The organism is Streptosporangium sp. NPDC004379, from assembly GCF_042873875.1.
In the GTDB taxonomy this organism is placed as follows: Bacteria; Actinomycetota; Actinomycetes; order Streptosporangiales; family Streptosporangiaceae; genus Streptosporangium.
In genome coordinates this window covers 185,580-208,751 of record NZ_JBIAMC010000002.1, presented here as the reverse complement: position 1 = coordinate 208,751, position 23,172 = coordinate 185,580, and the positions used below count along the sequence as shown (strand labels likewise).

The following is a 23,172-nucleotide window of genomic DNA, read 5'->3' as shown; positions in this document are numbered from 1 at the left end:
GATGCATCACATAGTGCGACTTGCATACGCTAAACAGCAATGTTGATGATAAATCTGCATGAATACGTCAATTTGTGCTTGCCGGGTGAAGGATGTCGCTCGCATGGATGAGGTCGACCTCCGCGTCATCGCCGCCCTGATCGCCGACCCGCGCGCGAGCTGGCCCGCGGTCGCCAGGGCGGTGAACGTCTCCGAGGCCACGGTGTCCCGGCGCGCGGCCAGGATCCTCTCCTCGGGACTGGTCCACGTCGCGGCGACCCTCGACGTGCTGGCCACCGGCCGCGGCGTGCCCGTGTTCGTACGGGTGCGGTGCGAGCCGCGCAGGACGGTGTCGGTCGCCAACGCGCTCACCGGCTGGCCGAGCGTGCGGTTCGTCTCCCTGGTCTCCGGGGCGGCCGACTGCCTGGTCGAACTGGTGGCCGCCGACCGCAGCGACCTGCTCGACCTCACCCTGCTGCGGCTGCCGGAACTGGACGGGGTCGTCGGCAGCAGCTCCGAGATCGTGCTGCGCCGCTTCACCACCGGGGTGGGCTGGGACCCGGGCCTGCTGGACCCCGCGGCGGTGACGGCCCTGCGCGCGGGCCGGCTCGACCGCTGGGACAGGGCGCACCCCACCGAACTCGTGCCGCCGCTGTCCGACGTGGACGAGCTGCTGGTCGCGGCCCTCGCCGAGGACGGCCGGATGCGCTGGCGGGACCTCGCGGCCCGCGTGGGGACCATGGAGAGCACCGCGCGCCGGCGGGTGGAGAACCTGTGCAGGTCCGGCGCGCTGAGGCTGCGCACGATCGTCGAGCCGGAGACGCTGGGACTGCCGGTGACCGCGTTCCTGTGGCTGCGGGTCGACCCGCACCGGGTCGACGCGGTGGCCGAGGAGCTGGCACGGCATCCGGCGGTGCTGCTCCTGTGCGCGACGGCCGGCGAGCACACCATCTGCGGGGAGGTGGCGGTGGCGGAGTACTCGGACCTGCACGGGTTCCTCACCGGCACCCTCGGCGCGATCCCCGGGATCCGCGACGTGGACGTGACGATGGGCCTGCAGACCCTGAAACGCGCCTCCATCGTCAGCCCGTGGTTCCCCCAGCCACCCCCCTCGCCGCTCTGATCACCCCTGACGCTCTCCGCCGGGAGCGCGGGGGTACGGGGGGCGCCGTACGGCTCGGCGGGGCGGCGCGCCGCCGGGAGCGGGGGATAGGTGTGTTCGGGAGGGTTCGGGGCGTAGGCTCGTTGAGCGTGGATCTCGACTTCGTCCGCGTGCACGCCGCAAGGCCGGTCGCGGAGCTGACCCGGCGTGATGTGGTGCGCGCGTTGCTCGCCGTGCCGTCCGGCGTGGCACTGGTGGCCCTTCCCGACCTGCGCCGGGCGATGGAGCGGGCCGGCAACCCGCTGACCGCGCCCTTCTGGGAGTCCGCCAGGACGGCGCTGGGGGCGATCGAGTCGGGCGCCGCGACCGTGGGCGACGTGCAGCGCTGGCTGGAGTCCACCGGCACCGAGCCGCTGCTGCTGACCCGGAGCATGTTCGTCTGGCCCGAGGAGGACGAGCGCGGGCCGGTCGCCGAGGAGATGTTCCACCGGCTGGTCGCCCACCTGGAGCGGAGGGTCGCCGCGGGCGAGATCGACCCGGACGCCCTCGCGCTGGGCGACGAGTCGGCCAGGACCTCCTACGAGGAGATCCAGGAGCGCTGGCTCGGCGCCCCGCTGCCCGACGGGCGGGTGCCCAGGGACGCGGTGAGCGACGAGCAGGACGAGGAGCTGTCGGCCGCCTGGCACGAGGAGGAGGCGTTCGCCCTCGGCGAGCTGCGGCGCATCATGGCCGACCTGCCCGAGGCCGAGCGGCCCGGAGAGGCGCTGCGGGCGGCGAGCACCCGGCTGCGCGAGCTGATGACGGCCCCCGGCTACCCGGGCAACGTGCTGCGCGCCTGCGCCGGCTACGAGGGCGGCCCGCTGCCGGCCGACGACGAGGAGCTGTGGCTCACGGTCGCGGCGGGGATAGCCGGGCCGATCTCCGACCTGCCGGAGGAGGGCGACACGGCCGACGCGTTCGCCGACCTGGAGGGCGAGCTGAACTCCGAGGACTCCGTGCTGGCGGCGCTGTGCGCGATCGACCACGCCGACTGGCTGGCGGTGGTGGCCGCGCTGGCCAGGCGCGGCCCAGGGGTGCTGGCCTCACCGGAGCGGATCGCCCGGCTCATCGCGGAGTCGGAGGACATCGACGTCCGGATGGACGAGCCGGAGGACCTGGAGTCGGCGGAGGCGCTGTTCGGGTCGGTCACGCCGCTGTGGGCCTGCCTCGGGATCGTCGACCGGAGCGAGGTGCTCACCCCGCTGGGCCACTGGGGCCTGCCCAGGGCCCTGGACCGGGCCTGGTCGGAGGCCGGCTGAGCGGCCGTACGGCCGGAGCCGCGGCGGGCCCGGTCACGGCGGGCCGAGCCCGTACGGCCGGGCCGCGCGGGCCGGGTGGCGGCGTACGGCGGCCCGGCCGCGAGCGGCGCGGAGACGCCGGTCCCACCGGCGCGGGAACGCCGGCCCCGCTCCCGGGGCACGGCCGGCGGGACCCCGCGGCGGATGCGGTCAGGCGTTTCCGCCGGGCTTGCGGGGGTCCCGCTCGGCGGGAAGGTCGATCTTGGAGATCTGCTTCCGCATCGACTTGACGAGCAGGAAAAGCGCGAAGCCGATGGCGGCGACGACGAGGAAGCCCAGCACACCCGGGCTGACGTCGCCTTGGGCGGCGGCGGCGAACACGATGGAAGTCACCTCTCAAGTCTGCCACCGCCCCCCGGCGGTCCCGTCAGTGGCGGGCGGGGGAGGTCTCCTCGGCCAGGACACCGGTGAACAGGTCGTCCTCGGGAAGCTCGGTGTCCACCAGGGAACGCGCCAGGTGGTAGTCCTCGGTCGGCCAGACCTCGATCTGCACGTCGCGCGGGCAGACGAACCAGAACCCGTCGGGGTCGACCTGGGTGGCGTGCGCGATCAGCGCCTGGTCGCGGACCTCGAAGTAGTCCCCGCAGGGGACCCGGGTGGTGACCGGCCACCTGTCCTTCTGCGGGCGGTCCTCCCAGCGGGCGATCCAGTCGCTGTAGGGGGAGCCGAGGCCGCGGGAGACCATCGCCTCGTGCAGGGCCTCGAACCGCTCCCGGGTGAAACCCATGTGGTAGTAGAGCTTCAGGGGCTGCCAGGGCTCGCCGGCGTCCGGGTAGCGGTCGGGGTCGCCGGCCGCCTCGAACGCCTCCACCGAGACCTTGTTGGTCATGATGTGGTCGGGGTGGGGGTAGCCGCCGTCGTCGTCGTAGGTGAGGATCACGTGCGGCCGGAAGTCGCGCACGGCCGCGACCAGCGGCGCCGCGGCGGTCTCCAGCGGCTGGAGGGCGAAGCAGCCCTCGGGCAGCGGCTCGTTCTCGTCCTCGGGCAGGCCCGAGTCGACGAAGCCCAGGAACCGCTGCCGCACGCCCAGGATCTCGCGGGCGCGCTCCATCTCCAGGCGGCGGACCTCGCCGATGTTCTCGAGGATGTCGGGACGGTCCATCTTGGGGTTGAGGATGGAACCGCGCTCTCCGCCCGTGAGGGTGCAGACCAGCACCTCCACGCCCTCGGCGACGTAACGTGCCATCGTGGCGGCGCCCTTGCTCGACTCGTCGTCGGGGTGCGCGTGAACGGCCATAAGCCTCAGCGGTGCACTCACGGGGCTCGCTGTCTCCTCTTTGTCTGTCACGCTCATCTGTCTGTCACGCTCGGATCTCCGTCTGCCCCGCCGCGGCCCGGGGGACCGGCCGCCCGCGCGAGCCCTGGAGCGCCGTGCCGTTCCACAACCCGGCCTGAGGCACTCTAGAGAGAGGTTAGTTTCTCGTGGGCGGTCGCGGGGGCGACGCCCCCGCGGGGGACAATTGTCTCGGACAACGCCGCGGTAGTGCTTGGAGATTCCGTCATGGCCATCAGTGAGGCCGAGCAGGGCCGGGAGCCCCGGCCCGTGCTCGGCAGTCCCGGCGACTTCCCGGAGCGGGAGCGCCGCCGGGGCAACTTCGTCGTGCACATAGTGATCGCCATCCTGTGCGCGGTGTGCGCCGCCGGATGGGGTTACGTCATGTGGGCGTCGAAGGGCAGCACCGACGTCATCGACGAGGTCATCGCGTTCGACGCCAACCGCAGCGATTCCCTGCAGATCACCTTCGAGGTGGTCAAGCCGTCCGACCGCGCCGCCGTCTGCCGGCTGCGGGCCGTGGACGTCAACCACGTCGAAGTGGGCAGCCGTGAGATCGATATTCCTGCTGGTAAGGGATATATCCGCCTCACCGAGCGGCTGCAGACCAGTGCCCAGGCGACTTCCGGCTCGGTCCAATACTGTCATCTCGTATAGTGAGATATTTGGGGAAGCGTTCGAGCCGTTAACTTGTTAGCCTGTCGAGATTCGACCGTGCGCCACCCAGCGTACGAATGCCTGTCCGAGTACGAAGCCCCCTTCAAGAGGATGCAAGGAGAACCCGTGGCCGACTCCCACAACGAGAGCGTCACCTGGCTCACTCAGGAGGCGTACGACCGCCTGAAGGCGGAGCTGGAATACCTCTCGGGGCCCGGGCGCGTCGACATCGCCAAGAAGATCGAGGCGGCCCGCGAAGAGGGTGACCTGAAGGAGAACGGCGGCTACCACGCCGCCAAGGACGAGCAGGGCAAGATGGAGGCCCGGATCTTCCATCTCCGCCAGATCGTCGACAACGCCAAGGTGGGTGAGGCGCCCCGCACCGAGGGCGTCGTGGGCCCCGGCATGACCGTCACCGTCCGTTTCGAGGGCGATGACGAGGAGGTCACGTTCCTGCTGGCCTCCCGTGAGGAGAGCGGCGCCCCGATCGACGTCTACTCGCCGAAGTCGCCCCTCGGCTCGGCGATCAACGGCAAGAAGGTGGGCGAGAAGGCCACCTACACGATGCCGAACGGCCGCTCCAACTCGGTGGAGATCCTCGACGCCGTGCCGTACGTCGGCAGCTGACCCGCCGGCCCGTGACCTTCCGGGCCGAGATGCTCCCAGCCGGCGGATCCGCCGGGACACCGTCCCGGCGGATCTCCGTGTGCGGGGGCTTCGCGCCGCGTAGGTCCGCGCGCCGCCGGGGAGAGCGCCGTTCCGGTCGCGCGGCGATAAGTCGTTAGAGAACTTTTAGCGGCTTTCCGTGCGTCATCGCCTGATTTCCGGCACTCTTGGTCTGGCACCGGGTTGAGGGAAGGAGACGACGTGTTCGAGGGGCGGACGCGCGTCTCCCAGCTGATCCACGAGGCCCGGCAGGACCTCGCCTACGCGCCGCGCATCCGGCGCGCCGAGCCCGGCCTCCCGCGGCGCCGGCGCCTGTTCCCCGTCGTCCTGCTCCTCCTCGTCACCGCCCTGGCGGCCGGGACGCTGGTCGTCGTCACCCTGCCCGAGCGGGTCCCCGAGACCACGGTCGCCCTGCGCAGGCCGGTCACCACGGAGACCGTCCGGGCCGCCGCCACGCCGGCTCCCGCGGCCACGGGGAACGCGTCCCCCCGGGTGGCGCCGCTCACCTCGATCCACAAGCCCAGCATGTTCGTCGTCGCGAACCGGGCGCTGAGCTCGGCCGTGGTCGCGAAGGTCGCCCAGATCCCCGGGGTGCGGGCGGTGGAGCGCGCCGACGCCGCCGAGGTGGGCATGGACGGCAAGCGCGTGCAGACCCTGGGGGTCGATCCCTCGACGTTCCGCGCCTACACTCCCAAGCCGACCGCCCGCTCCGACCGCCTCTGGCACAACGTCGCCACCGGCGAGATGGCCGTCTCCTTCGTCCTGGGCAACGACGGCGGCATGCCGCTGGGCAAGGTCGTGAACGCGGCCGGGCGCAACCTGCGGGTGGGCGCCTACGCGACGATGGGCATGGGCGCCATCGACGCGGTCGTCTCCCGGGACACCGCGCGGGCGCTGGGCGTCCCGGAGAACAACGCGCTGGTGGTGAGCGCGCCCAGGGCCGGCACCGCCAGGCTGCGCGCCGCCCTGCTGCGGGCCCTGCCCAAGGGCAGCCAGGTCGCCGCGATCGACCCGGTGCTGCGGGCGCCCGTGCAGCAGCCCGGGAAGGAGTCCGGGAAGCAGCCCGGGCGCACGGTCTGGCCGGCGGGCTCCTTCATGACCGCGGGCCAGATCAGGGTGGCCCTCACCGCGGCCGCCGGCAAGCTCGGCCGGCCGTACGTGTGGGGGGCCGAGGGACCCGACACCTTCGACTGCTCGGGCCTGGTGCAGTGGGCCTTCGCCCAGGCGGGCGTGAGGATGCCCCGGGTGACGCACCAGCAGTTCGTCACCGGCCCGCAGGTCCCGCTCTCCCAGGCCCAGCCCGGCGACCTGCTGTTCTGGCGGTCCGACCCCACCAACCCCGGGTACGTCTCGCACGTGGCGATCTACTGGGGCGACGGCAAGATGCTCCAGGCTCCGCGGACCGGTGACGTGGTCAAGTTCAGCCCGATCAGCACCCGCAACCTCGCCGGGGTCGTCCGGGTCAGCCCGGTCGCCGCGGCCCGCGTCCGCTGACCCGCGGGGTCCTTCCCCCCACCCCCCCGCGTACGGCCCCGGCCGGCCACGCGACGCGCTCGCCTTCCCGGACGTCCCGCCCGGACGGCCGCATGGCCTGCCCGCGCCCGTTTCCCGCGTACGGCGGATCCGCCCCTGTTCCCAACGTCTTTAGCGTTGTAATGTCGATTACATGGATATCGAGGAAGCAACACAGAAGCTGCGCGGCTGGTTCTCCGGGCGGCTGCCCGAGGACTGGTTCGAGGGGCAGCCCGAGATCGTCCTGGACCGCGAGGAGATCACGGTGATCGGCCGGCTCCCCGCACCCTCCTTCGCCGACGACGTCTCGGAGGTGGAGCGCGCCGCAGCACTGGAGGGCGGCATGCAGCGGTTCCGCGAGGAGACCCGGGAGCGGCGCATCGAGATCGCCCTGGAGGCGGAGCGCCGCTTCCGCCGCAAGGTCTCCTGGGGGATCGAGGTGGGCGACGAGACGGTGATGTTCACCACACTGTCGGTCCCCGTCATGACGCGGCTGAGGCAGCCGGAACGCCGGGTGCTGGACACCCTCGTGGCCGCCGGAGTGGCCCGCAGCCGCAGTGACGCGCTGGCCTGGTGCGTCCGTCTGGTCGGCAGGAACACCGACTCCTGGCTGGCGGATCTGCGGGACGCGCTGCGGCACGTGGACCAGGTCCGGGCCGCCGGACCCGACCTGGATTCGTGAGCCTGGTCAGGGAAAACGGCCGCGAATTGGTCTGAACCTGTTCATTGATTGGTTTAGACCTTTCTCAGTGGCCTATACCACTGCGGTAAGCGTCTTTTTAGGCTCGCTTCTTTTGGGTAGGTCGTCTCAATCGACATGCCCCCTGCCAGCTCATACGTCCGGGAGCCGGGCGGGTGAGGGGCCAGGGCGACCGCCGGCCGCGTCAATTCACTGGTCTACGCCAATTGGATCGGACGCGGTTTCCTGGTCAATGATGTTTTGGCCCTGAGAAGCGTAAGGAGCCGTAGCAGTGTCCGTTATCGAGGACGTAACCGCCCCCAGCCCGACCAGCCACGCCGGACTGGCCGCCTGGGTCGCCGAGATCGCCCAGCTGACGCAGCCCGACCGGATCGAGTGGTGCGACGGCTCGGAAGCCGAGTGGACGCGCCTCACGAACCTCCTGGTCGAACAGGGCACGTTCAAGCGCCTGGCCAAGCGGCAGAACAGCTTCTACGCCGCCTCCGACCCCAGCGACGTCGCCCGCGTGGAGGACCGGACCTACATCTGCTCCGAGCGCGAGGAGGACGCCGGGCCGACCAACAACTGGATCGCCCCGGACGAGATGCGCAGGACCTTCGGGGAGCTCTTCTCCGGCTGCATGCGCGGCCGCACCATGTACGTCGTGCCGTTCTGCATGGGTCCGCTCGGCGGCGAGATCTCGCAGCTCGGCGTCGAGATCACCGACTCGCCGTACGTCGCCGTGTCGATGCGAGTCATGACCCGCATGGGCGAGGCCGCGCTGCGGCTCATCGAGGAGCGCGGCGACTTCGTCAAGGCCGTCCACTCGGTCGGCGCCCCGCTCGGACCCGGCCAGGCGGACGTGCCGTGGCCGTGCAACTCCACCAAGTACATCAGCCACTTCCCCGAGACCCGTGAGATCTGGTCCTACGGCTCGGGCTACGGCGGCAACGCGCTGCTCGGCAAGAAGTGCTACGCGCTGCGCATCGCCAGCACGATGGCCCGCGACGAGGGCTGGCTGGCCGAGCACATGCTCATCCTCAAGCTGACCCCGCCGGAGGGCGAGACCCGCTACGTCGCGGCCGCGTTCCCGAGCGCGTGCGGCAAGACCAACCTGGCCATGCTCCAGCCGACCATCCCCGGCTGGAAGGTCGAGACGATCGGCGACGACATCGCCTGGATGCGGTTCGGCGACGACGGCCGCCTGTACGCCATCAACCCCGAAGCGGGCTTCTTCGGCGTGGCGCCCGGCACCGGCGAGTCCACCAACGCCAACGCGATCAGGACGCTCTGGGGCAACAGCGTCTTCACGAACGTCGCCCTCACCGACGACGGCGACGTGTGGTGGGAGGGGCTCACCGACGAGCCCCCGGCGCACCTGACCGACTGGAAGGGCCGCGACTGGACCCCGGACAGCGAGGAGCCGGCCGCGCACCCGAACGCCCGGTTCACCGTGCCCGCCGGCCAGTGCCCGACCATCGCCCCCGAGTGGCAGGACCCCAAGGGCGTGCCGATCTCGGCGATCCTGTTCGGCGGGCGCCGCGCCACCGCGGTGCCGCTGGTCACCGAGTCGCTGAGCTGGCAGCACGGCGTCTTCACCGGGGCCAACATCGCCTCCGAGAAGACCGCCGCGGCCGAGGGCAAGGTCGGCGAGCTGCGCCGCGACCCGTTCGCGATGCTGCCGTTCTGCGGTTACAACATGGGCGACTACTTCGGCCACTGGATCAACGTCGGCCGTCGGGAGGGCGTCCGGCTGCCGAAGATCTACTACGTCAACTGGTTCCGCAAGAACGACGAGGGCGATTTCATCTGGCCCGGCTTCGGGGAGAACATCCGCGTCCTGAAGTGGATCGTCGACCGGATCAACGGCAGGGCCGAGGCGGTGGAGACCCCGATCGGCCTGCTGCCCGCCGAGCTCGACACCGACGGCCTCGGCCTCTCCGCCGAGGACCTGCGGACCCTGCTGAGCGTCGACACCGAGGTCTGGAAGGAGGAGGCCGCGCTGATCCCGGCCTTCTTCGAGACCTTCGGCGACCACCTCCCCAAGGAGCTCTGGGACGAGTACAACGCCCTGGTCGAGCGCCTGGGCGGGTAGCGCCGGCCGCCGCACCCCGGAGCGATCCGGGATGCGGCGGGAAACGGCCGAAAAACGGTCTCCGCGGCGAACTTCCGTGATGCCCCGATCGTCTACATGACGGCGGGGCATCCGCATCTCCTCCACCCCCAGGAGGCCGGACATGGCAGCAACACTGCTCGTCGTCGCACTGATCCTCCTCGCCGCCGTGGGCTTCACCGCGTCGGCCCTGTCCAGGGAGCATCGCCGGGTCCGCTCGGCCTCATCCGTCACCCTCACCGGCTCACCCGGTCACTACGAGCTGGCCTACCTGGCCGGTGGGCCGTTGCGGGCGGTCAACACCGCCCTGGCCGTGCTCGCCAGGGGCGGCGGCGTCCGCGTGTCCCGGGGCGGCCAGGTCAGCCTGGTCGCCGGGGCCCCGCCGTCCCCCGACCCGATCGAGCGGGCCGTCCTCGAGGCGCTCCGCGTCCGGGGCGGGTCCTGCCAGGCCGGGCAGCTGCGTCACGCCGTGGCCGAGGACCAGGCCATGAACGACCTGCGCGACGGCCTGACGCGGGCGGGTCTTCTCATTCCCGACGGCGCGGTCGCCCCGGCCAGGAGGCTGCTCAACGTCCTGCTGGTCCTCACCGTCATCGCCGTCGCCTTCGAGGTCCTCGCCTTCGGCCCCCTCGTCTTCGAGTTCCTCACCGTCATGTTCATCAGGGGCGGGGGAGGGCTCGCCGTGGTGACGCTGCTGGCCGGCGCCCTCGCCGCGGTCGTCGGCCTGACGACCTACCAGCGCCGGAGGCGTGAGCTGCGCGGCATGCTGACCGACGCCGGACGTGAGGTCCTCGCCGACGCCGGCAGAACCCACGTGCGGGGCGTCCCCCGTGCCGCGGGCCTGCCCCTGTACGCCGCGGTCGGCGTCCCGGTCGCCCTGTACGGCCTCGCCGAGGCCGGTGACCCCGTCCTCGCCGAGGAACTGGCGCACCGGCACGCGCACGGCACCACGAGCTGCGCCTCCGGCTCCTGCGGGGGCTCCTCCGGATCGTCGGGCGACGGCGGCTCCTTCGGCGGGGGCGGCGACTTCGGCTCGGGCGGCTGGGGCGACTCCGGCGGCTCCGACGGCGGCGGGTCGAGTTGCGGCGGTGGATCGAGCTGCGGTGGCGGTGGCTGCGGTGGAGGGGGGTGCGGCGGTGGCTGAGCGGCACGCCGGGACGGTGCGGGGAGGCGACATGACGGGGACCGGGCGGCTGGGGGTCGGCATCGGGTGGCGGCCGGAGATCGACCTGACCGTGGAGCGCCTGCCGGACGTGGACTTCGTGGAGGTCGTCGCGGAGAACATCCGCCCCGGCGACCTTCCCGAGTCGCTGCGGGTGCTGCGCGGCCGGGGCCTGCCGGTGATCCCGCACGGCGTCGGGCTGGGACTGGGCGGCGCCGAACCGCCGGACCCGGACCGCCTGGCGCACCTGGCGGACTGCGCGAGGGCCCTGGACGCCCCGCTGGTCAGCGAGCACCTGGCCTTCGTCCGCGCGGGCGGCATGGAGGCGGGCCACCTGCTGCCGGTCCCGCGCACCCGCGCCGCGCTGGCGGTGGTCGCCGACAACGTACGGCGGGCCCAGGCGGCCCTGCCCGTCCCGCTGGCCCTGGAGAACGTGGCCGCCCTGTTCGGCTGGCCGGACGACGAGATGACCGAGGCCGATTTCCTGGGCGAACTGGTGGAGAGGACCGGGGTCGGGCTGCTGGTCGACGTGGCCAACCTCTACACCAACCAGGTCAACCTGGGCCTGCCGGCCGTCGGCGCGCTGGACGCCCTGCCGCTGTCCGAGCTGGCCTACGTGCACGTCGCCGGGGGGCACCTCCACAACGGCGTCTGGCACGACACCCACACCGCCCGCGTGCCCGGCGAGGTGCTGGACATCCTGGCGGCGCTGCGCGCCCGGGTGGAACCGCCGGGCGTGCTGCTGGAATGGGACGGCGACTATCCCGGCGACGACGTGCTGGAGGCGGAGCTCGGCCGGATCCGCGAGGCGGTGACCCGTGCCTGACCCGGTGGGCCGCCCCGCCCTCTCACCCGTGCCCGATCCCGCCCTCCGGCCCGCTCCCGGTTCCACGTCCCGTCCTGTGCCCGATCTCCGGGTCGAGCTGGCGCGGGCGCAGGCGGAGCTGCTGGCCGCCCTGGTGGCCGGGGGTGAGCCGCCCCGGGGGTTCGACGAGGGGCGGCTGCGGATCCAGGCCGCGAGCCTGGTCTCCAAGAGACGCGGGGTCGTGGCGCGGCTCCGGCCGGACCTCGTGGCGCTGCTCGGCGCCGGGTTCGCCGCCGAGTTCGACGCCTACGCCCGGGTCCGTCCCAAGCCGCCCGGCGGCTCCAGGGCCGACGCCCGGGACTTCGCCGAGCGGCTCAGGGCGGCCGGGCACCCGCTGCCCGAGCCGGAGCCGCACGCGGGGCGTCGCCGGTGGACCCGGTTCGCGCGGATGCCGCGGTTTGGCGGGACGGGGCGGGGATACCTACTCTGACGTGGGGGGACTGCGCTGTCTTGACGGGTCGTACCTGACCGTGACGCCGGTGGCGTGCCGGGACAGCGTCGGCTCGCCGTACGAGGTCACGCTCGAACTCCACCGCGACGGTGTGCTGTACGGCACCGTGGGGGAGCGCTGCGGGTGGCTGCTCGCCCGGCTGGCCCGGGAGGTCACCGAGGCCCGTGACGGTCACCGGGACCAGTGGCCCGATCCCGACGACCGCTTCCCCGGCCTTCCGGGGGAGGACGAACTGTTCGCGTTTCGTTACCGCACCAGGAACGGGATCGTCAGCGGCGGAGAACTCCGATGTCAGCTGCGCACCATCCCGGTCTGGACCCCGGGACGGCGGGGCGGGCCGGGGGAGTGGCGGCTGACGCGGAGGGCGTTCGTCGAGGCGTGGTGCGGTGGCGGGATCGGCCTGCGCGCGGTCCTCACCTCCGCTGAGCTGGGGATCTTCATCGACGCGCTGGTCGCCGAGGCCGAGGAGTGCCTGGGCCGAGCAAGCCCGGCAACCCATCCGGGATCCCCATAGAGGGGGCAACGGGTCCCCGGGACGGCGATAATTGCCTGTCAGCGCCCTCTTCCCACCCCGGGCGTTGGAAGGAGGGGATTCCATGGATGTGCGCGATCTCGTCTACCGGCTGTACGAGCGGCGGCTGGAGGCGAAGCTGTCGCGGCAGCCGGAATCGGTCCCCCGGCACGTCGGCGTCATCGTCGACGGCAACCGGCGCTGGGCGCGGGCGATGGGCCTCGACGACGTCAGCCGCGGTCACCGCAAGGGCGCCGACAAGATCTCCGAGCTTCTGGGCTGGTGCCGGGAGGCCGGCGTCGAGGTCGTCACCGTGTGGCTGCTCTCCAGCGACAACCTCAACCGCTCCAAGGACGAGCTCGACCTCCTGGTGAGGATCATCGAGGACGTGGTCCAGGAGCTCGCGGCGGTCGGCTGGCGCGTCAACCCCATGGGGGCGCTCGACCTCCTGCCGGACCGTACGGCCCGCGTCCTGAAAGAGGCGAAAGAAGCGACATCCCATCGCCCCGGGCTGATTGTGAACGTTGCTGTTGGGTATGGAGGAAGGCGTGAGATCGCTGATGCGGTGCGCTCCCTCCTCCAGGAGCACGCCAGCAAGGGCGCGAGCATCGAGGACCTGGTCGAGGTCCTCGACGTCGAGCACATCGCGGAGCATCTCTACACGCGCGGCCAGCCCGACCCGGACCTCGTCATCCGGACCTCGGGAGAGCAGCGTCTCTCCGGATTCCTGCTCTGGCAGAGTGCCCACTCCGAGTTCTACTTCTGCGAGGCCTACTGGCCCGATTTCCGCAGAATCGACTTCCTGCGGGCGCTCCGCTCCTACGCCGCGCGGCACCGGCGGTACGGTTCCTGACGATCCCTGTGACCAATGCCCCCTTTTGGATAGGCATGGGACATTGGAAGATCGGGTATTCAGGACGTACCGTAACAAGTGGGTGGTCACCGGCCGCCCACACCGGAGAGGGCCCGCCTTTGCGACAACGTTCCGCCAGGGAGGGCCGGGCACCGGCGTCCCTGGCGTGTCGCGCGGCGGGATCCGGTTCCGGTCCGCATCCCAGCTCATGGCAGGGCGCCCCCCAAGGCGCCCGGGGGAGAACGCGTGGCAAACCCTTCGTCCTCAGCCACGTCGCCGGACACCACCCGGCGTACGTACGTCCTGGACACCTCGGTCCTCCTGGCTGACCCGGCGGCGATGAGCCGCTTCGCCGAACACGAGGTGGTCCTCCCGATCGTCGTCATCACCGAGCTGGAGGCCAAGCGGCACCATCCGGAACTCGGTTACTTCGCGCGCAAGGCGCTGAGGTACCTCGACGACCTGCGGGTGACCCACGGGCGGCTGGACGAGCCCATGCCCGTCGGAGACGGCACCATCCGGGTCGAGCTCAACCACAGCGACCCCTCCATCCTTCCCGTCGGCTTCCGGCTCGGTGACAACGACACCCGCATCCTGACCGTGGCGCGCACCCTCGCGGCCGAGGGCCACGACGTGGTCCTCGTCTCCAAGGACCTGCCCATGCGGGTCAAGGCCGCCTCGATCGGGCTGGCGGCGGAGGAGTACCGCGCCGAGCTGGCCTTCGTGGAGTCCTCCGGCTGGACCGGCATGGCCGAGCTCCAGGTGGCCGACGACGACGTCCAGACGCTCTTCGAGAACGGCACCGCGGACGTGCCCGAGGCGCGTGACCTGCCTGCCCACACCGGCCTGCGGCTGCTGTCCAACCGGGGTTCGGCGCTGGGCCGGGTGATGCCCGACAAGTCGGTGCGGCTGGTGCGCGGCGACCGCGAGGTCTTCGGCCTGCACGGCCGTTCGGCCGAGCAGCGCATCGCGCTCGACATCCTGATGGATCCCGAGATCGGGATCGTCTCGATGGGCGGCCGGGCGGGCACCGGCAAGTCGGCCCTGGCCCTGTGCGCGGGCCTGGAGGCGGTCCTGGAGCGCCGCCAGCACCGCAAGGTGATCGTCTTCCGCCCGCTGTACGCGGTCGGCGGTCAGGAGCTGGGCTACCTCCCCGGCAGCGAGAACGACAAGATGAACCCCTGGGCGCAGGCCGTCTTCGACACCCTCGGCGCGATCACCACCCCCGAGGTGATCGAGGAGGTCATGGACCGCGGCATGCTGGAGGTGCTGCCCCTCACCCACATCCGCGGCCGCTCCCTGCACGACGCCTTCGTCATCGTCGACGAGGCCCAGTCGCTGGAGCGCGGGGTGCTGCTGACGGTGCTGAGCCGGATCGGCGCCAACTCCCGCGTCGTGCTCACCCACGACATCGCCCAGCGCGACAACCTCCGGGTGGGCCGGCACGACGGCGTGGTCGCGGTGGTGGAGAAGCTCAAGGGCCACCCGCTGTTCGCGCACGTCACGCTGACCCGCTCCGAGCGCTCGCCGATCGCCGCGCTGGTCACCGAGATGCTGGAGGACATCACGATGTAGCGGGCCCGTCCCCGGCGGGCGGCCGTGCCGCCGCCCGCCGGGGACGGTTCCCGGTCGCGGAGAGACCGGTCACGGGGGCAGCCGCACGCCGTCGGCCGCGAGGTCACGGAACTCGAAGCAGGTGTGCTCACCCCACGACCTGGGCTCGCCGGGGAACAGCCGGGTGATCTCGACGCTCCAGATGCCCTCCTGCTTGTTCTGCCGGATCGTGCAGGTGATCTGGGCGATCCCCGCCCGGGAGAGCCTGCCCTCCCCCGACAGGATCACGTTCAGCCGGTATCCCGTGTCGTCGCCGAGGTCCTTACGGCGGCCCGCCTCGGCGTACCGGGTGGTCTCGGTGTCGTAGTGCCGGAACGCGTCGAGGTCGGTGGACAGCTCCGGCTCGGGCGGCTGCCTGCCGGCCCGGAACAGGGTGTCGACGATGTCGGAGGCGCTGTCGGAGCCCACGGGGATCCTGACGGGCTCCAGGCGGCCGTCGCGCAGCAGGTAGACGGTCACCCACGTGGGGCTGTAGCTGATCACCGGGGGTCGTCCGCGGTCCTGGACGCCGGTGGGGGCGATCCCGCATCCGCCGAGGGCGAGGACGGCCGCCAGGGCGGCGGCGTGCCACCACGGCGGGCGGCCGGGCCGTTCCGTGCCCCTCACCGGGCCGGGCCGTCCCGCGTGCCGTACGGCAGGCCGGTGCGGTGCCGCCTCCCGGGCGGCGCTGTGGCGCGCCCTCATCGCTCGGGCAGCCAGACCGTGAAGAGGACGCCGGGGTCCTGCGCGCGCGCCGAGACGGTGCCGCCGTGCAGCTCGGCGTTGGCGCGGGCGATGGACAGCCCGAGCCCGCTGCCGTCGCCGCCGCTCGCCTTGTAGAAGCGGTTGAACACGTGCGGCAGGTCGGCGGGCGGGATTCCCGGGCCGTGGTCGCGCACCTTCACCTCCAGTCCGCCGGGGGCGCGGCGGGCGGTCACCACGACGGGGGGCGCGCCGTGCCGCAGGGCGTTGCCCACCAGGTTCGCCACGATGACGTCGAGGCGCCGCGGGTCGGCGGAGAAGGCCAGCGAGCGGGGCACGTCCACCTCCACCCGGTCCGACCAGCCCCGCATCTCCAGGCAGTCGTCGATCACGTCGGCGACGTCCACGGCCTCGGCGTTCAGCGTCGCCGCGCCCGAGTCGAACCGGCTGGTCTCGATGAGCTGCTCCACCAGGGTCCGCAGCCGCCTGATCTCCCGCAGGACGAGCCGTACGGCCGCCGCGGGCTCGGCGGGCAGCCGTTCGGCCTCCTCCGAGAGCATGTCGGTCACCGCCGTCATCGCGGTCAGGGGGGTGCGCAGCTCGTGCGAGACGTCGGCGACGAACCGGCGGGACATCGCCTCCAGCGAGCGCAGCTCGGAGACGCTGCGCTCCAGGGCGGCGGCGGTGTCGTTGAAGGTGGCGGTGAGCTGCGCCAGCTCGTCCTGGCCGTGCACCGGCAGGCGGGTGTTGAGCCGGCCGGCTCCCAGTGCCCGGGCCGCCGAGCCCAGCCGCCGGACCGGCAGCAGAACCCGCCTGGCCGACACCAGGGCGACGGCGAGCGCGACGACCAGCATGATGGCGCCGGCCGCGGCCAGCGGGCGGCGCAGGTCGTCCAGGAGGCGCTCCTCCTCGGTGAGGGGGACGAACGCGAAGACGCTCATCCCGGTGGGCCTGGCGATGCCGAGGGGCTCGATCCGCCACACGGGGGTGGCGATGAGCAGCCACATCCGTCCCCGGACGGTCCGGCGGGCGGTCATCATCTCGCGGGTGGACGCGGCGGCGAGATCGGCCGGGACGTCGCCCATGCCGAAGTCGCCGTCGGGGTAGTCGTAGTTCTCGTAGCGGACCACCACCCGGCCGTCGCGGGCGCGCAGGCTCCGCTGGAGGGCGGCGATCTGCGTGTCGGCCGGCGGGCCGTCCCCCGGCCAGCGGGCGCCGACCGGCACCTTGATCCCTTCGACGATGTCGCGCACGTCGCCGACGGCGACCTGCTCGGTCCGGTCGATGACCCGGCGTTTGACGAGCTCGTAGCCGATCACCGCGACCAGCGTGGAGGCGGAGACGGCGATGAGGGTGAAGGCGATGACCAGGCGGCCCCGCAGACCGGTGTGCGGAGGCCTCACGGCGGGCTGAACCGGTAGCCGAACCCGCGGACGGTGTGGATGAACTCCGGTTCGGCGGGCACCTTCTCGATCTTGGCGCGGATCCGCTGGACGCAGGCGTCCACCAGGCGGGAGTCGGCGACGTGGGTGTGGTCCCAGATGGTCCGCAGGAGGTATCTGCGGTTGAGCACCTGGCCGGGGTGGCGGACCAGTTCGAGCAGGAGCCGCAGCTCGGTGGGGGTCAGGTGGATCTCCCGGCCGGCCAGCGACACCTTGAGCGCGCCCCGGTCCACGACCAGGTCGCCGAAGGTGACGCGGTCGGAGGCGGCCGACTCCACGCGGCGCAGCACGGCGCGGATCCGCGCGTCCAGCACGCGCGGCTCGACGGGTTTGACCACGTAGTCGTCGGCGCCGGCCTCCAGGCCCACGACCACGTCGAGGTCGTCCCCGCGGGCGGTGAGGAGGATGACGGGCAGCTGGTCCATCCGGCGGATGCGGCGGCAGACCTCGACCCCGTCGATGCCGGGGAGCATGACGTCGAGGACGGCGATCTCGGGGCGGCGCGACCTGATGTGGGCGAGGGCGTCCTCGCCGTTGTCAAAGGAGGTCACGGTATGCCCCTGCCGGCTCAGCGCCAGCTCCAGCCCCGTCCGGACCGAGGGGTCGTCTTCCACCAGAAGGATGCCCGCCACGTCGCAATTATTCGCCCAAATGCCAGCAGATCGACGCCTGTCATTGAACTGTGACAGGGGTGGGACGGGCCGGGCGGTACGGCGGGCCCCTCCGGGACCTCCCGCTCCGGCGCGCGGTCCGGAGTGACTGCGAGTCGTGAAAATGTGACTGAAATCACAGTCAATAACCAAATGACGGGAAAGTCCATGTAATCAGCAGGTAAGCAGGGGGAACGTCCGCTGATCTCGCCGAGGAGGCAGACCAACTCCGCCGTTCAGGTTGCGGAGCACCCCCCCGCGCACGGCAAGCTCAAGGTCGTGAGCTCAGGACCGCCGCAGTTGAGGGAGCATCCGGCTCCGCGCCCCCGCCGTAGCGCCAGGAAACCCGCCAGACGGGACAAGACGGCCTCCCAGGCCCCACAGACCCCGCAGGACCCGCGGACCGGGCGAGCCGGGAAGAAGAAGGGGTGGCTGACCCCCAAGCGCGCCGTCATCCTCGGGACGACGGCGGCCGTCGTCGTGGGCGGCGGAGGGTTCACCGCCTACACCGCGATCCAGAACGCCTCCGCCCCGAAGCAGGCGCCGCTCTCCCTGAACGAGATGTCGAAGATGTTCGGCGGCGGCGACCCGTTCGGACCCGACCCCGAGGGCGACGTCCTCAAGGCCCAGGCCGCCCAGGCGCTCAAGGCCGACCGGCTGGCCGCCCAGCGGGAGAAGGGCCGCAAGCTCAGCCCCATCAAGATCGTAAAAGAGGCGCCCGGCGGCAACGGCTTCGACCCCAAGCAGCTCCCCTCCGGCTCGGCCAACCCGTCCGGCAACCGCGCGCTGGGCAAGCAGATGCTGGAGTCGCGCGGCTGGGGCGACCAGTGGGGCTGCCTGGAGAGGCTCTGGACCAAGGAGAGCGGCTGGAACGAGCGGGCGATGAACCGCTACAGCGGCGCCTACGGCATCCCGCAGTCCCTGCCCGGCAGCAAGATGGCCAGCGCCGGCGGCGACTGGCAGACCAACCCCGCCACCCAGATCGCGTGGGGCCTCGGCTACATCAAGGGCCGCTACGGGACGCCATGTGGTGCCTGGGCCCATTCCCAGGCCACGGGCTGGTATTGAGACACCAGGACTCGGCAAGTCTGACCGCCTCCATGCCATGGGCGACGCACCCTGGGGCTCATGGATGTGAAGGTCAGCGTGGTGGTGCCGGTGCGAGACCCCGGCACCGCGGCAGACGCCTGTGTCCGCTCGCTCCTGGAACAGTCGATGGCCCCGGAGGAGTACGAGGTCGTCTTCGCCGACGCCGGACCGGGCGACGGGATCCGGCGGCGCCTTGAGACGCTGTCGGCGGCGCGGCCGAACGTCCGGGTGATCCACCTGGAGGAGACCGGCTCGCCGATGCGGGGCCGCAACAGCGGCATGGCCGTCGCCCAGGGCGAGTACGTCTACCTCATGGAGCAGACCGATCGGCTGGAGCGGACCGCGCTGGAGCGGATGTACCGGCGGGCCGTGCAGACCGACGCCGACGTCCTCCTCGGACGGCTGGCATCCGGCCGGACGCCGCCCTCCCCGGTGTTCGAGGCCGACCGCGACCGCGCCGACGTCCTCAAGGACCGGCTGCTGTCGGCGCTGACCCCGCACAAGCTCTACCGCCGGGCGTTCCTGGACGCCGAGGCGCTCTGCTTCCCCGACCCCGGCGGGCGCCTGGCCGAGGAGGCCTTCGTGCTCCGCGCCTACCTGCGGGCCAAGGTCGTCGCGGTCATGGCCGACGAGGTCTGCTGCCACGTCGCCGAACGCCCCGAACCGCCGGGCGACCCGTACGTGCAGGGGGCGGAGCTGCGCGAGCTGCTCGACGTCATCGACGCCGAGCTGCCGCCGGGACGGCGGCGCGACCGGATGTACGCGCACTGGCTGCGGGCTTCGGTGCTGCGCCGGCTCGGCGGCAACCGGTTCGTCACCGCCTCCGCCCGGGAGCGGGCGGCCGCCTTCACCACGCTGCGCGAGCTCGTCATCCAGCGCTTCCCACCGCACCTCGACCGCTACCTGCCCGTCCACCTGAGGGTCCGCGCGGCCCTGCTGCGCGCCGGCCGCCTCGACCGGCTCCTCGCACTGGCCGAGGCCATGCGCGGCGCCCATCTGCGGGCCGACCTGAGGGAGGCCGGCTGGCGGGACGGCGCGTTCGAGATGACGCTCACCGTCGAGATCATGCGGGCCGGCGGCGAGCCGATGCGGTTCGTCCCGTACGGGGAGACCGGCCTGCTGTGGGATCCACCGGTGCCGCTGGACGTCCACCTCCCCCCGGAGCTGGTGGACGTCACCCGGGCCGTCTCGCAGGCCCGGGTCGAGGTCTACGTCAGGCACCCCGGCAGCGGGCTCGTCCACGCCCTGCCGGTGACGTCGTCGCTGACCCGCTGCCGGCACCGCAACGGGATCAGGCTGCAGGCCGGGGCGACCGCCCGGCTGGAGGTGGACACCGCGGCCCTGGGCCGTCCGCTGCCGGCCGGCTCATGGGAGGTCCACGTGCGCATGCACGGCGGGGCGCACCGGGCCCGCGCCCGGGTGGCCGGCGCCCCGGACGGCTGCGTCGGCGAGCTGGCCGGCGGCTCCCGGCGGCTGGTCGTCCCCTGGTGGTCGGAGGAGGGGGAGCTGAGCGTCTGCGTGGAGCCCCGCTCGTTCTCCGAGTCGATCGTCCTGGTATCGACGGGCACGACGGTCATCCGCGACCGGGGACAGGTCTTCGTCGTCGTGCCGGTGCCGTACGTGCCGCCGAGCGGGGGGCCGCCCGCCGAGCTGGCGCTGCGCCGGGCGGCCCGCCCGGACCAGGAGGTGTGCGTGCCCGCGCTCATCGAGCCGGGCGTTCCGGGACGCCACGCGGGGCGGCTGGTGGCCAGGGTCCCGACCCGGCTCGCCGCCCAGGAGGGGTTCCTGTGCCCGGGGGAGTGGCTGCCGTTCCTGCGGCTGGACGGAGGGGAGACGGCCCTGCGCTTCCGGGTGCGGATGGGCCGCACCGGCCGGGTGGAGGCCGGCGGCGCGGACGGCGCGGACGGCGCGGACGGCACGGACGGCCGGGCCGCGGCCGGACCCCGGCACCCGCCGGTCCGTCGCGCGGTCCTGCGGGTTCCCGGGGTCCGGGGCGCCGTCCGGCTGGCCCGGACGGTGCGGCGGCACTACCTGCCGAGCTGACGGGCCGTCGGCGGGACCGTCGCTCCGCGGACCGCCGGCGGGGCGGGCGCCCGGCGGGGCCGCGCCGCCCGGGTGACCCGGGCGGCGCCGCGGGACGCTACCCGTCGAGCCGGCAGCCGTTGACGAGGTCACCGCTCTCCGGGCGCGGCAGGGTCGCGCTCGGCGGGGGAGCCTGACCCTTCTCCACCCAGCCCGCGAGGGCGTCGAAGGCGGTGCGGAAGCACGGCAGCATCGGCCTGAGCCTGTCGGGGAAGCTCGCGTACAGGCCGTCGGTGTGGGTGCCGTCGGTGATCCGGTAGTAGCGGAACGGCCGGTCGCCGACCATCTTCGCGTAGACGTCCCCGGTGCGGGAGATCGGCAGCAGCGTGTCCAGCGTGCCCTGGAGGGTGATCAGGGGCTTGCCGATCCGCCCGGTCAGCTCGATCTTCCTCACCGCCGGCGCGACCTGCTTCCTGCGGGCCGCGTAGTGGTAGTCGGCGTCGCAGGCCGGCGTGCCCGAGGCGCAGTACGGCGTGCCCGCCTCGGCGTCGCCGTCGTAGCCAGGGTCGAGCTCCTCACGGTAGAGCCGCTGGGTGAGGTCCCAGTACACCTGGTGGTGGAAGGGCCACAGGAACTCCGACCCCTTGGCGTAACCGGCGTCGTACATCGCCTGGGCGTCACCCGCGGGGTAGGCCCGCAGCGCCGGCGGCAGGAAGGTCAGGAGGTTGTCGTCCTGCGTCCACAGGGTGCCCTCCCAGTCCACCCCGCCGTCGTAGAGCCACGGCCGGTTCTCCAGCTGCCAGCGGACGAGGTAGCCGCCGTTGGAGATGCCCGCGGCGTAGGTGCGGCGGGGGAGCCTGCCGTACCGCTGCGCGACGACGGCCTTGGCGGCGACCGCCACCTGCGTGACCCGGGTGTTCCACTCGGCGAGCGCGTCGCCGGGCTGCCTGCCGTCCTTGTAGAACTCGACGCCGGTGTTGCCCTTGTCCGTCGCCGCGTAGGCGTAGCCCTTCGCCAGCGCCCAGTCGGAGATGACGAAGTCGTTGGCGTACTGCTCGCGGTTGCCGGGGGTGCCCGCGACGACCAGCCCGCCGTTCCAGTCGTCGGGCAGCCGGATCACGAACTGCGAGTCGTGGTTCCAGCCGTGGTTGGTGTTGGTGGTGGAGGTGTCGGGGAAGTAGCCGTCGATCTGGACGCCGGGCACGCCGGACGGGCTGGTCGCCCCGGCCGGGTGCAGGCCCGACCAGTCGGCGGGGTCGGTGTGCCCGGAGGCGACCGTTCCGGTGGTGGTGAGGTCGTCCAGGCAGGACTTCTCCTGGTGCTCGGCGCCCACGACCGTCAGCGGTCTCATCGGCCCGCAGTGCCGGCCGGAGGCGCCGGCCGTCTCGGCGGTGGCGGCCGGGGCGGACGCCAGGGCGGCGGCGGTGAGGAGCGCCGCGCCCGCGGCGAGCGCGGCGGGCCGTCGGCGGCGGGATGTCGTCATATGTCAGCTCCGCTTCAGGTGGTCGGTGAGGGCGGCGCGGAACTCCTCGGGCCGCTCGACGTGCGGGCTGTGCCCGCAGTCGAGGACGACCTCGGTGAAGTTCCCGTACCGCCGCAGCACGGTCCTCGTCTGGGTCACCATCGGCTGGGCCGGGGTGCCGGGGGACCCGGGGACGATTCCGAGGGCGCCCAGGTGGGCGAGGTCGAGCATCGAGGTGTCGGAGACGATCACGTCGGAGTCGCCCCTGACCCACAGGACCGGCGGCTTGGGATCGACAGTGTGCAGGTCGTCCAGCCGCAGGTAGGTGGGGGCCATGGTGTTGAGCACCCCGCGGGGACCGGGGGCGGTGCCGGGCCAGGCGTCCGAGGGGACCGCGTCGCCCGGGTAGTTGTCCTCGCCGACCCTCGTGGTGAGCATCGAGGAGACGTAGACGTCCTCGTCCTCGGGAGCCAGGACCGTGCCGGGCTTGACGTACGTGGCGCGCAGCACGCTCCGCGGCGACAGGGGCGAGTCGGCCGACCGGTCGCCGGCGGCCAGCAGCCGCACGAACTCCGGGTTGGCCGCGCCCGCGCCGCCGCCCGCCCCGTCGGGGTGGTTCAGCGTGCCGTCCGGCCCGTGCGTGCCGCCGAAGCCGTACGGCGAGACCGGGTTGACCAGCGTCACGCTCCGCACGGCCGAGGGCCGGTCGCGCAGCGCCTGCAGCACGACCCCGCCGCCCATGCTCCACCCCACCAGGTGCGCGTCCGGCAGGTCGAGGGCGTCGAGGAGTGCGAGGACGTCGTCGGAGAAGTCCCGCAGGCCGCGGGTGGCGTCGACCGGCGCCGGGTCGCTTCCGCCGAAGCCGCGCAGGTCCACCGCGAGCGGCCGGTAACCGCCGGGCAGGGCGAGCATCGTCTCCCGCCAGAAGACGGAGCTCGACACGTTGCCGTGGACGAACAGCACCGGCTCGCCCCCGGCCACCCCGGAGGTCAGGACGTTCTGGGTGATCCGGGCGGTGGGCACCCGCCGGTTCTCAAGATGCATCGGACGCT

General features: G+C 72.5%; 22 protein-coding genes. 15 read left to right on the top strand and 7 right to left on the bottom strand.

All coding sequences use genetic code 11. The features are described from left to right. The first annotated feature begins 103 nt into the window (after nucleotides 1-103). Both ACFYSC_RS05005 and ACFYSC_RS05000 read left to right on the top strand, forming a co-directional pair. A complete protein-coding gene (locus ACFYSC_RS05005; protein WP_389956806.1) occupies nucleotides 104-1,102 on the top strand; it encodes an Lrp/AsnC family transcriptional regulator in 999 nt (332 codons plus the stop codon). Nucleotides 1,103-1,230: 128 nt separating this feature from the next. Continuing rightward, nucleotides 1,231-2,379: a hypothetical protein gene (locus ACFYSC_RS05000; RefSeq protein ID WP_389956803.1), complete on the top strand. Its 1,149-nt coding sequence runs from the start codon at nucleotides 1,231-1,233 to the stop codon at nucleotides 2,377-2,379. Between the two features lie 189 nt (nucleotides 2,380-2,568). Here the strand turns inward: ACFYSC_RS05000 and ACFYSC_RS04995 are convergent, their stop codons facing one another. Both ACFYSC_RS04995 and mca read right to left on the bottom strand, forming a co-directional pair. After that, on the bottom strand, nucleotides 2,569-2,751 hold the full coding sequence (locus ACFYSC_RS04995) for a hypothetical protein (RefSeq protein ID WP_389956801.1): 183 nt from the start codon (nucleotides 2,749-2,751) through the stop codon (nucleotides 2,569-2,571). A 34-nt stretch (nucleotides 2,752-2,785) separates the two neighbouring features. Further along, nucleotides 2,786-3,676, bottom strand: a complete 891-nt coding sequence (gene mca, locus ACFYSC_RS04990; protein ID WP_389956798.1) for a mycothiol conjugate amidase Mca — start codon at nucleotides 3,674-3,676, stop codon at nucleotides 2,786-2,788. A 243-nt stretch (nucleotides 3,677-3,919) separates the two neighbouring features. Between mca and ACFYSC_RS04985 the strand changes: the two genes are divergently transcribed. From ACFYSC_RS04985 to ACFYSC_RS04935, 11 genes are all read left to right on the top strand, one after another. Then, nucleotides 3,920-4,348 (top strand): DUF4307 domain-containing protein, encoded by a 429-nt coding sequence (locus ACFYSC_RS04985; RefSeq protein ID WP_389956795.1) that lies wholly within the window; start codon nucleotides 3,920-3,922, stop codon nucleotides 4,346-4,348. A 111-nt stretch (nucleotides 4,349-4,459) separates the two neighbouring features. Continuing rightward, nucleotides 4,460-4,975, top strand: a complete 516-nt coding sequence (greA, locus tag ACFYSC_RS04980) for a transcription elongation factor GreA (protein ID WP_389956792.1) — start codon at nucleotides 4,460-4,462, stop codon at nucleotides 4,973-4,975. A gap of 240 nt (nucleotides 4,976-5,215) precedes the next feature. Further along, nucleotides 5,216-6,508: a C40 family peptidase gene (locus ACFYSC_RS04975; RefSeq protein WP_389956789.1), complete on the top strand. Its 1,293-nt coding sequence runs from the start codon at nucleotides 5,216-5,218 to the stop codon at nucleotides 6,506-6,508. A gap of 172 nt (nucleotides 6,509-6,680) precedes the next feature. Next, nucleotides 6,681-7,208 carry a hypothetical protein gene (locus ACFYSC_RS04970; protein ID WP_362931163.1) on the top strand — a complete coding sequence of 176 codons (528 nt, stop codon included), beginning with the start codon at nucleotides 6,681-6,683 and terminating at the stop codon, nucleotides 7,206-7,208. A 289-nt stretch (nucleotides 7,209-7,497) separates the two neighbouring features. After that, a complete protein-coding gene (locus ACFYSC_RS04965; RefSeq protein ID WP_389956785.1) occupies nucleotides 7,498-9,300 on the top strand; it encodes a phosphoenolpyruvate carboxykinase (GTP) in 1,803 nt (600 codons plus the stop codon). 142 nt (nucleotides 9,301-9,442) lie between these two features. Then, nucleotides 9,443-10,462, top strand: a complete 1,020-nt coding sequence (locus tag ACFYSC_RS04960; RefSeq protein ID WP_389956782.1) for a TIGR04222 domain-containing membrane protein — start codon at nucleotides 9,443-9,445, stop codon at nucleotides 10,460-10,462. After that, entirely contained in the window at nucleotides 10,455-11,306 is an 852-nt protein-coding gene (locus ACFYSC_RS04955; RefSeq protein WP_389956779.1) for a DUF692 family multinuclear iron-containing protein, read from the top strand. Before ACFYSC_RS04960 ends, ACFYSC_RS04955 begins: the two co-directional genes overlap by 8 nt. 76 nt (nucleotides 11,307-11,382) lie before the next feature. Then, nucleotides 11,383-11,775 carry a hypothetical protein gene (locus tag ACFYSC_RS04950; protein WP_389956776.1) on the top strand — a complete coding sequence of 131 codons (393 nt, stop codon included), beginning with the start codon at nucleotides 11,383-11,385 and terminating at the stop codon, nucleotides 11,773-11,775. Between the two features lies 1 nt (nucleotide 11,776). Beyond that, on the top strand, nucleotides 11,777-12,310 hold the full coding sequence (locus ACFYSC_RS04945) for a hypothetical protein (protein ID WP_389956773.1): 534 nt from the start codon (nucleotides 11,777-11,779) through the stop codon (nucleotides 12,308-12,310). A gap of 82 nt (nucleotides 12,311-12,392) precedes the next feature. Further along, nucleotides 12,393-13,160 (top strand): isoprenyl transferase, encoded by a 768-nt coding sequence (locus ACFYSC_RS04940; RefSeq protein ID WP_362931175.1) that lies wholly within the window; start codon nucleotides 12,393-12,395, stop codon nucleotides 13,158-13,160. A gap of 246 nt (nucleotides 13,161-13,406) precedes the next feature. Beyond that, nucleotides 13,407-14,735: a PhoH family protein gene (locus ACFYSC_RS04935; protein WP_389956770.1), complete on the top strand. Its 1,329-nt coding sequence runs from the start codon at nucleotides 13,407-13,409 to the stop codon at nucleotides 14,733-14,735. A 69-nt stretch (nucleotides 14,736-14,804) separates the two neighbouring features. Here ACFYSC_RS04935 and ACFYSC_RS04930 read toward each other — a convergent pair whose 3' ends face one another. The 3 genes from ACFYSC_RS04930 to ACFYSC_RS04920 all read right to left on the bottom strand — a co-directional run bounded on the left by ACFYSC_RS04930 (nucleotide 14,805) and on the right by ACFYSC_RS04920 (nucleotide 17,529). Next, nucleotides 14,805-15,380, bottom strand: coding sequence for a hypothetical protein (locus tag ACFYSC_RS04930; protein WP_389956767.1), 576 nt, complete (start codon nucleotides 15,378-15,380; stop codon nucleotides 14,805-14,807). Nucleotides 15,381-15,454: 74 nt separating this feature from the next. Further along, complete coding sequence (locus ACFYSC_RS04925; protein WP_389956764.1) at nucleotides 15,455-16,858, bottom strand: sensor histidine kinase; 1,404 nt, start codon at nucleotides 16,856-16,858, stop codon at nucleotides 15,455-15,457. Further along, on the bottom strand, nucleotides 16,855-17,529 hold the full coding sequence (locus tag ACFYSC_RS04920; protein WP_389956761.1) for a response regulator: 675 nt from the start codon (nucleotides 17,527-17,529) through the stop codon (nucleotides 16,855-16,857). Before ACFYSC_RS04920 ends, ACFYSC_RS04925 begins: the two co-directional genes overlap by 4 nt. A 297-nt stretch (nucleotides 17,530-17,826) precedes the next feature. Between ACFYSC_RS04920 and ACFYSC_RS04915 the strand changes: the two genes are divergently transcribed. Beyond that, the gene (locus ACFYSC_RS04915) at nucleotides 17,827-18,615 is read left to right on the top strand and encodes a lytic transglycosylase domain-containing protein (RefSeq protein ID WP_389956758.1); all 789 of its coding nucleotides are present in this window, start codon (nucleotides 17,827-17,829) and stop codon (nucleotides 18,613-18,615) included. A 60-nt stretch (nucleotides 18,616-18,675) separates the two neighbouring features. Continuing rightward, a complete protein-coding gene (locus tag ACFYSC_RS04910; RefSeq protein ID WP_389956755.1) occupies nucleotides 18,676-20,679 on the top strand; it encodes a glycosyltransferase family 2 protein in 2,004 nt (667 codons plus the stop codon). A 97-nt stretch (nucleotides 20,680-20,776) separates the two neighbouring features. On the opposite strand, the gene ACFYSC_RS04905 is transcribed toward ACFYSC_RS04910, so the two are convergent. Together ACFYSC_RS04905 and ACFYSC_RS04900 are read right to left on the bottom strand one after the other, a co-directional pair. Beyond that, the gene (locus ACFYSC_RS04905) at nucleotides 20,777-22,141 is read right to left on the bottom strand and encodes a tannase/feruloyl esterase family alpha/beta hydrolase (RefSeq protein ID WP_389956752.1); all 1,365 of its coding nucleotides are present in this window, start codon (nucleotides 22,139-22,141) and stop codon (nucleotides 20,777-20,779) included. Nucleotides 22,142-22,144: 3 nt separating this feature from the next. Then, nucleotides 22,145-23,164, bottom strand: a complete 1,020-nt coding sequence (locus ACFYSC_RS04900) for an alpha/beta fold hydrolase (protein WP_389956750.1) — start codon at nucleotides 23,162-23,164, stop codon at nucleotides 22,145-22,147. Nucleotides 23,165-23,172 lie beyond the last annotated feature (8 nt).

Coding starts and splice junctions, on each gene's coding strand:
- ACFYSC_RS05005 (WP_389956806.1), top strand. CDS start 104: ATGGATGAGGTCGACCTCCGCGTCATCGCCGCCCTGATCGCCGACCCG.
- ACFYSC_RS04985 (WP_389956795.1), top strand. CDS start 3,920: ATGGCCATCAGTGAGGCCGAGCAGGGCCGGGAGCCCCGGCCCGTGCTC.
- greA (WP_389956792.1), top strand. CDS start 4,460: ATGCAAGGAGAACCCGTGGCCGACTCCCACAACGAGAGCGTCACCTGG.
- ACFYSC_RS04970 (WP_362931163.1), top strand. CDS start 6,681: ATGGATATCGAGGAAGCAACACAGAAGCTGCGCGGCTGGTTCTCCGGG.
- ACFYSC_RS04960 (WP_389956782.1), top strand. CDS start 9,443: ATGGCAGCAACACTGCTCGTCGTCGCACTGATCCTCCTCGCCGCCGTG.
- ACFYSC_RS04940 (WP_362931175.1), top strand. CDS start 12,393: ATGGATGTGCGCGATCTCGTCTACCGGCTGTACGAGCGGCGGCTGGAG.
- ACFYSC_RS04910 (WP_389956755.1), top strand. CDS start 18,676: ATGGATGTGAAGGTCAGCGTGGTGGTGCCGGTGCGAGACCCCGGCACC.
- ACFYSC_RS04905 (WP_389956752.1), bottom strand. CDS start 22,141: ATGACGACATCCCGCCGCCGACGGCCCGCCGCGCTCGCCGCGGGCGCG.
- ACFYSC_RS04900 (WP_389956750.1), bottom strand. CDS start 23,164: ATGCATCTTGAGAACCGGCGGGTGCCCACCGCCCGGATCACCCAGAAC.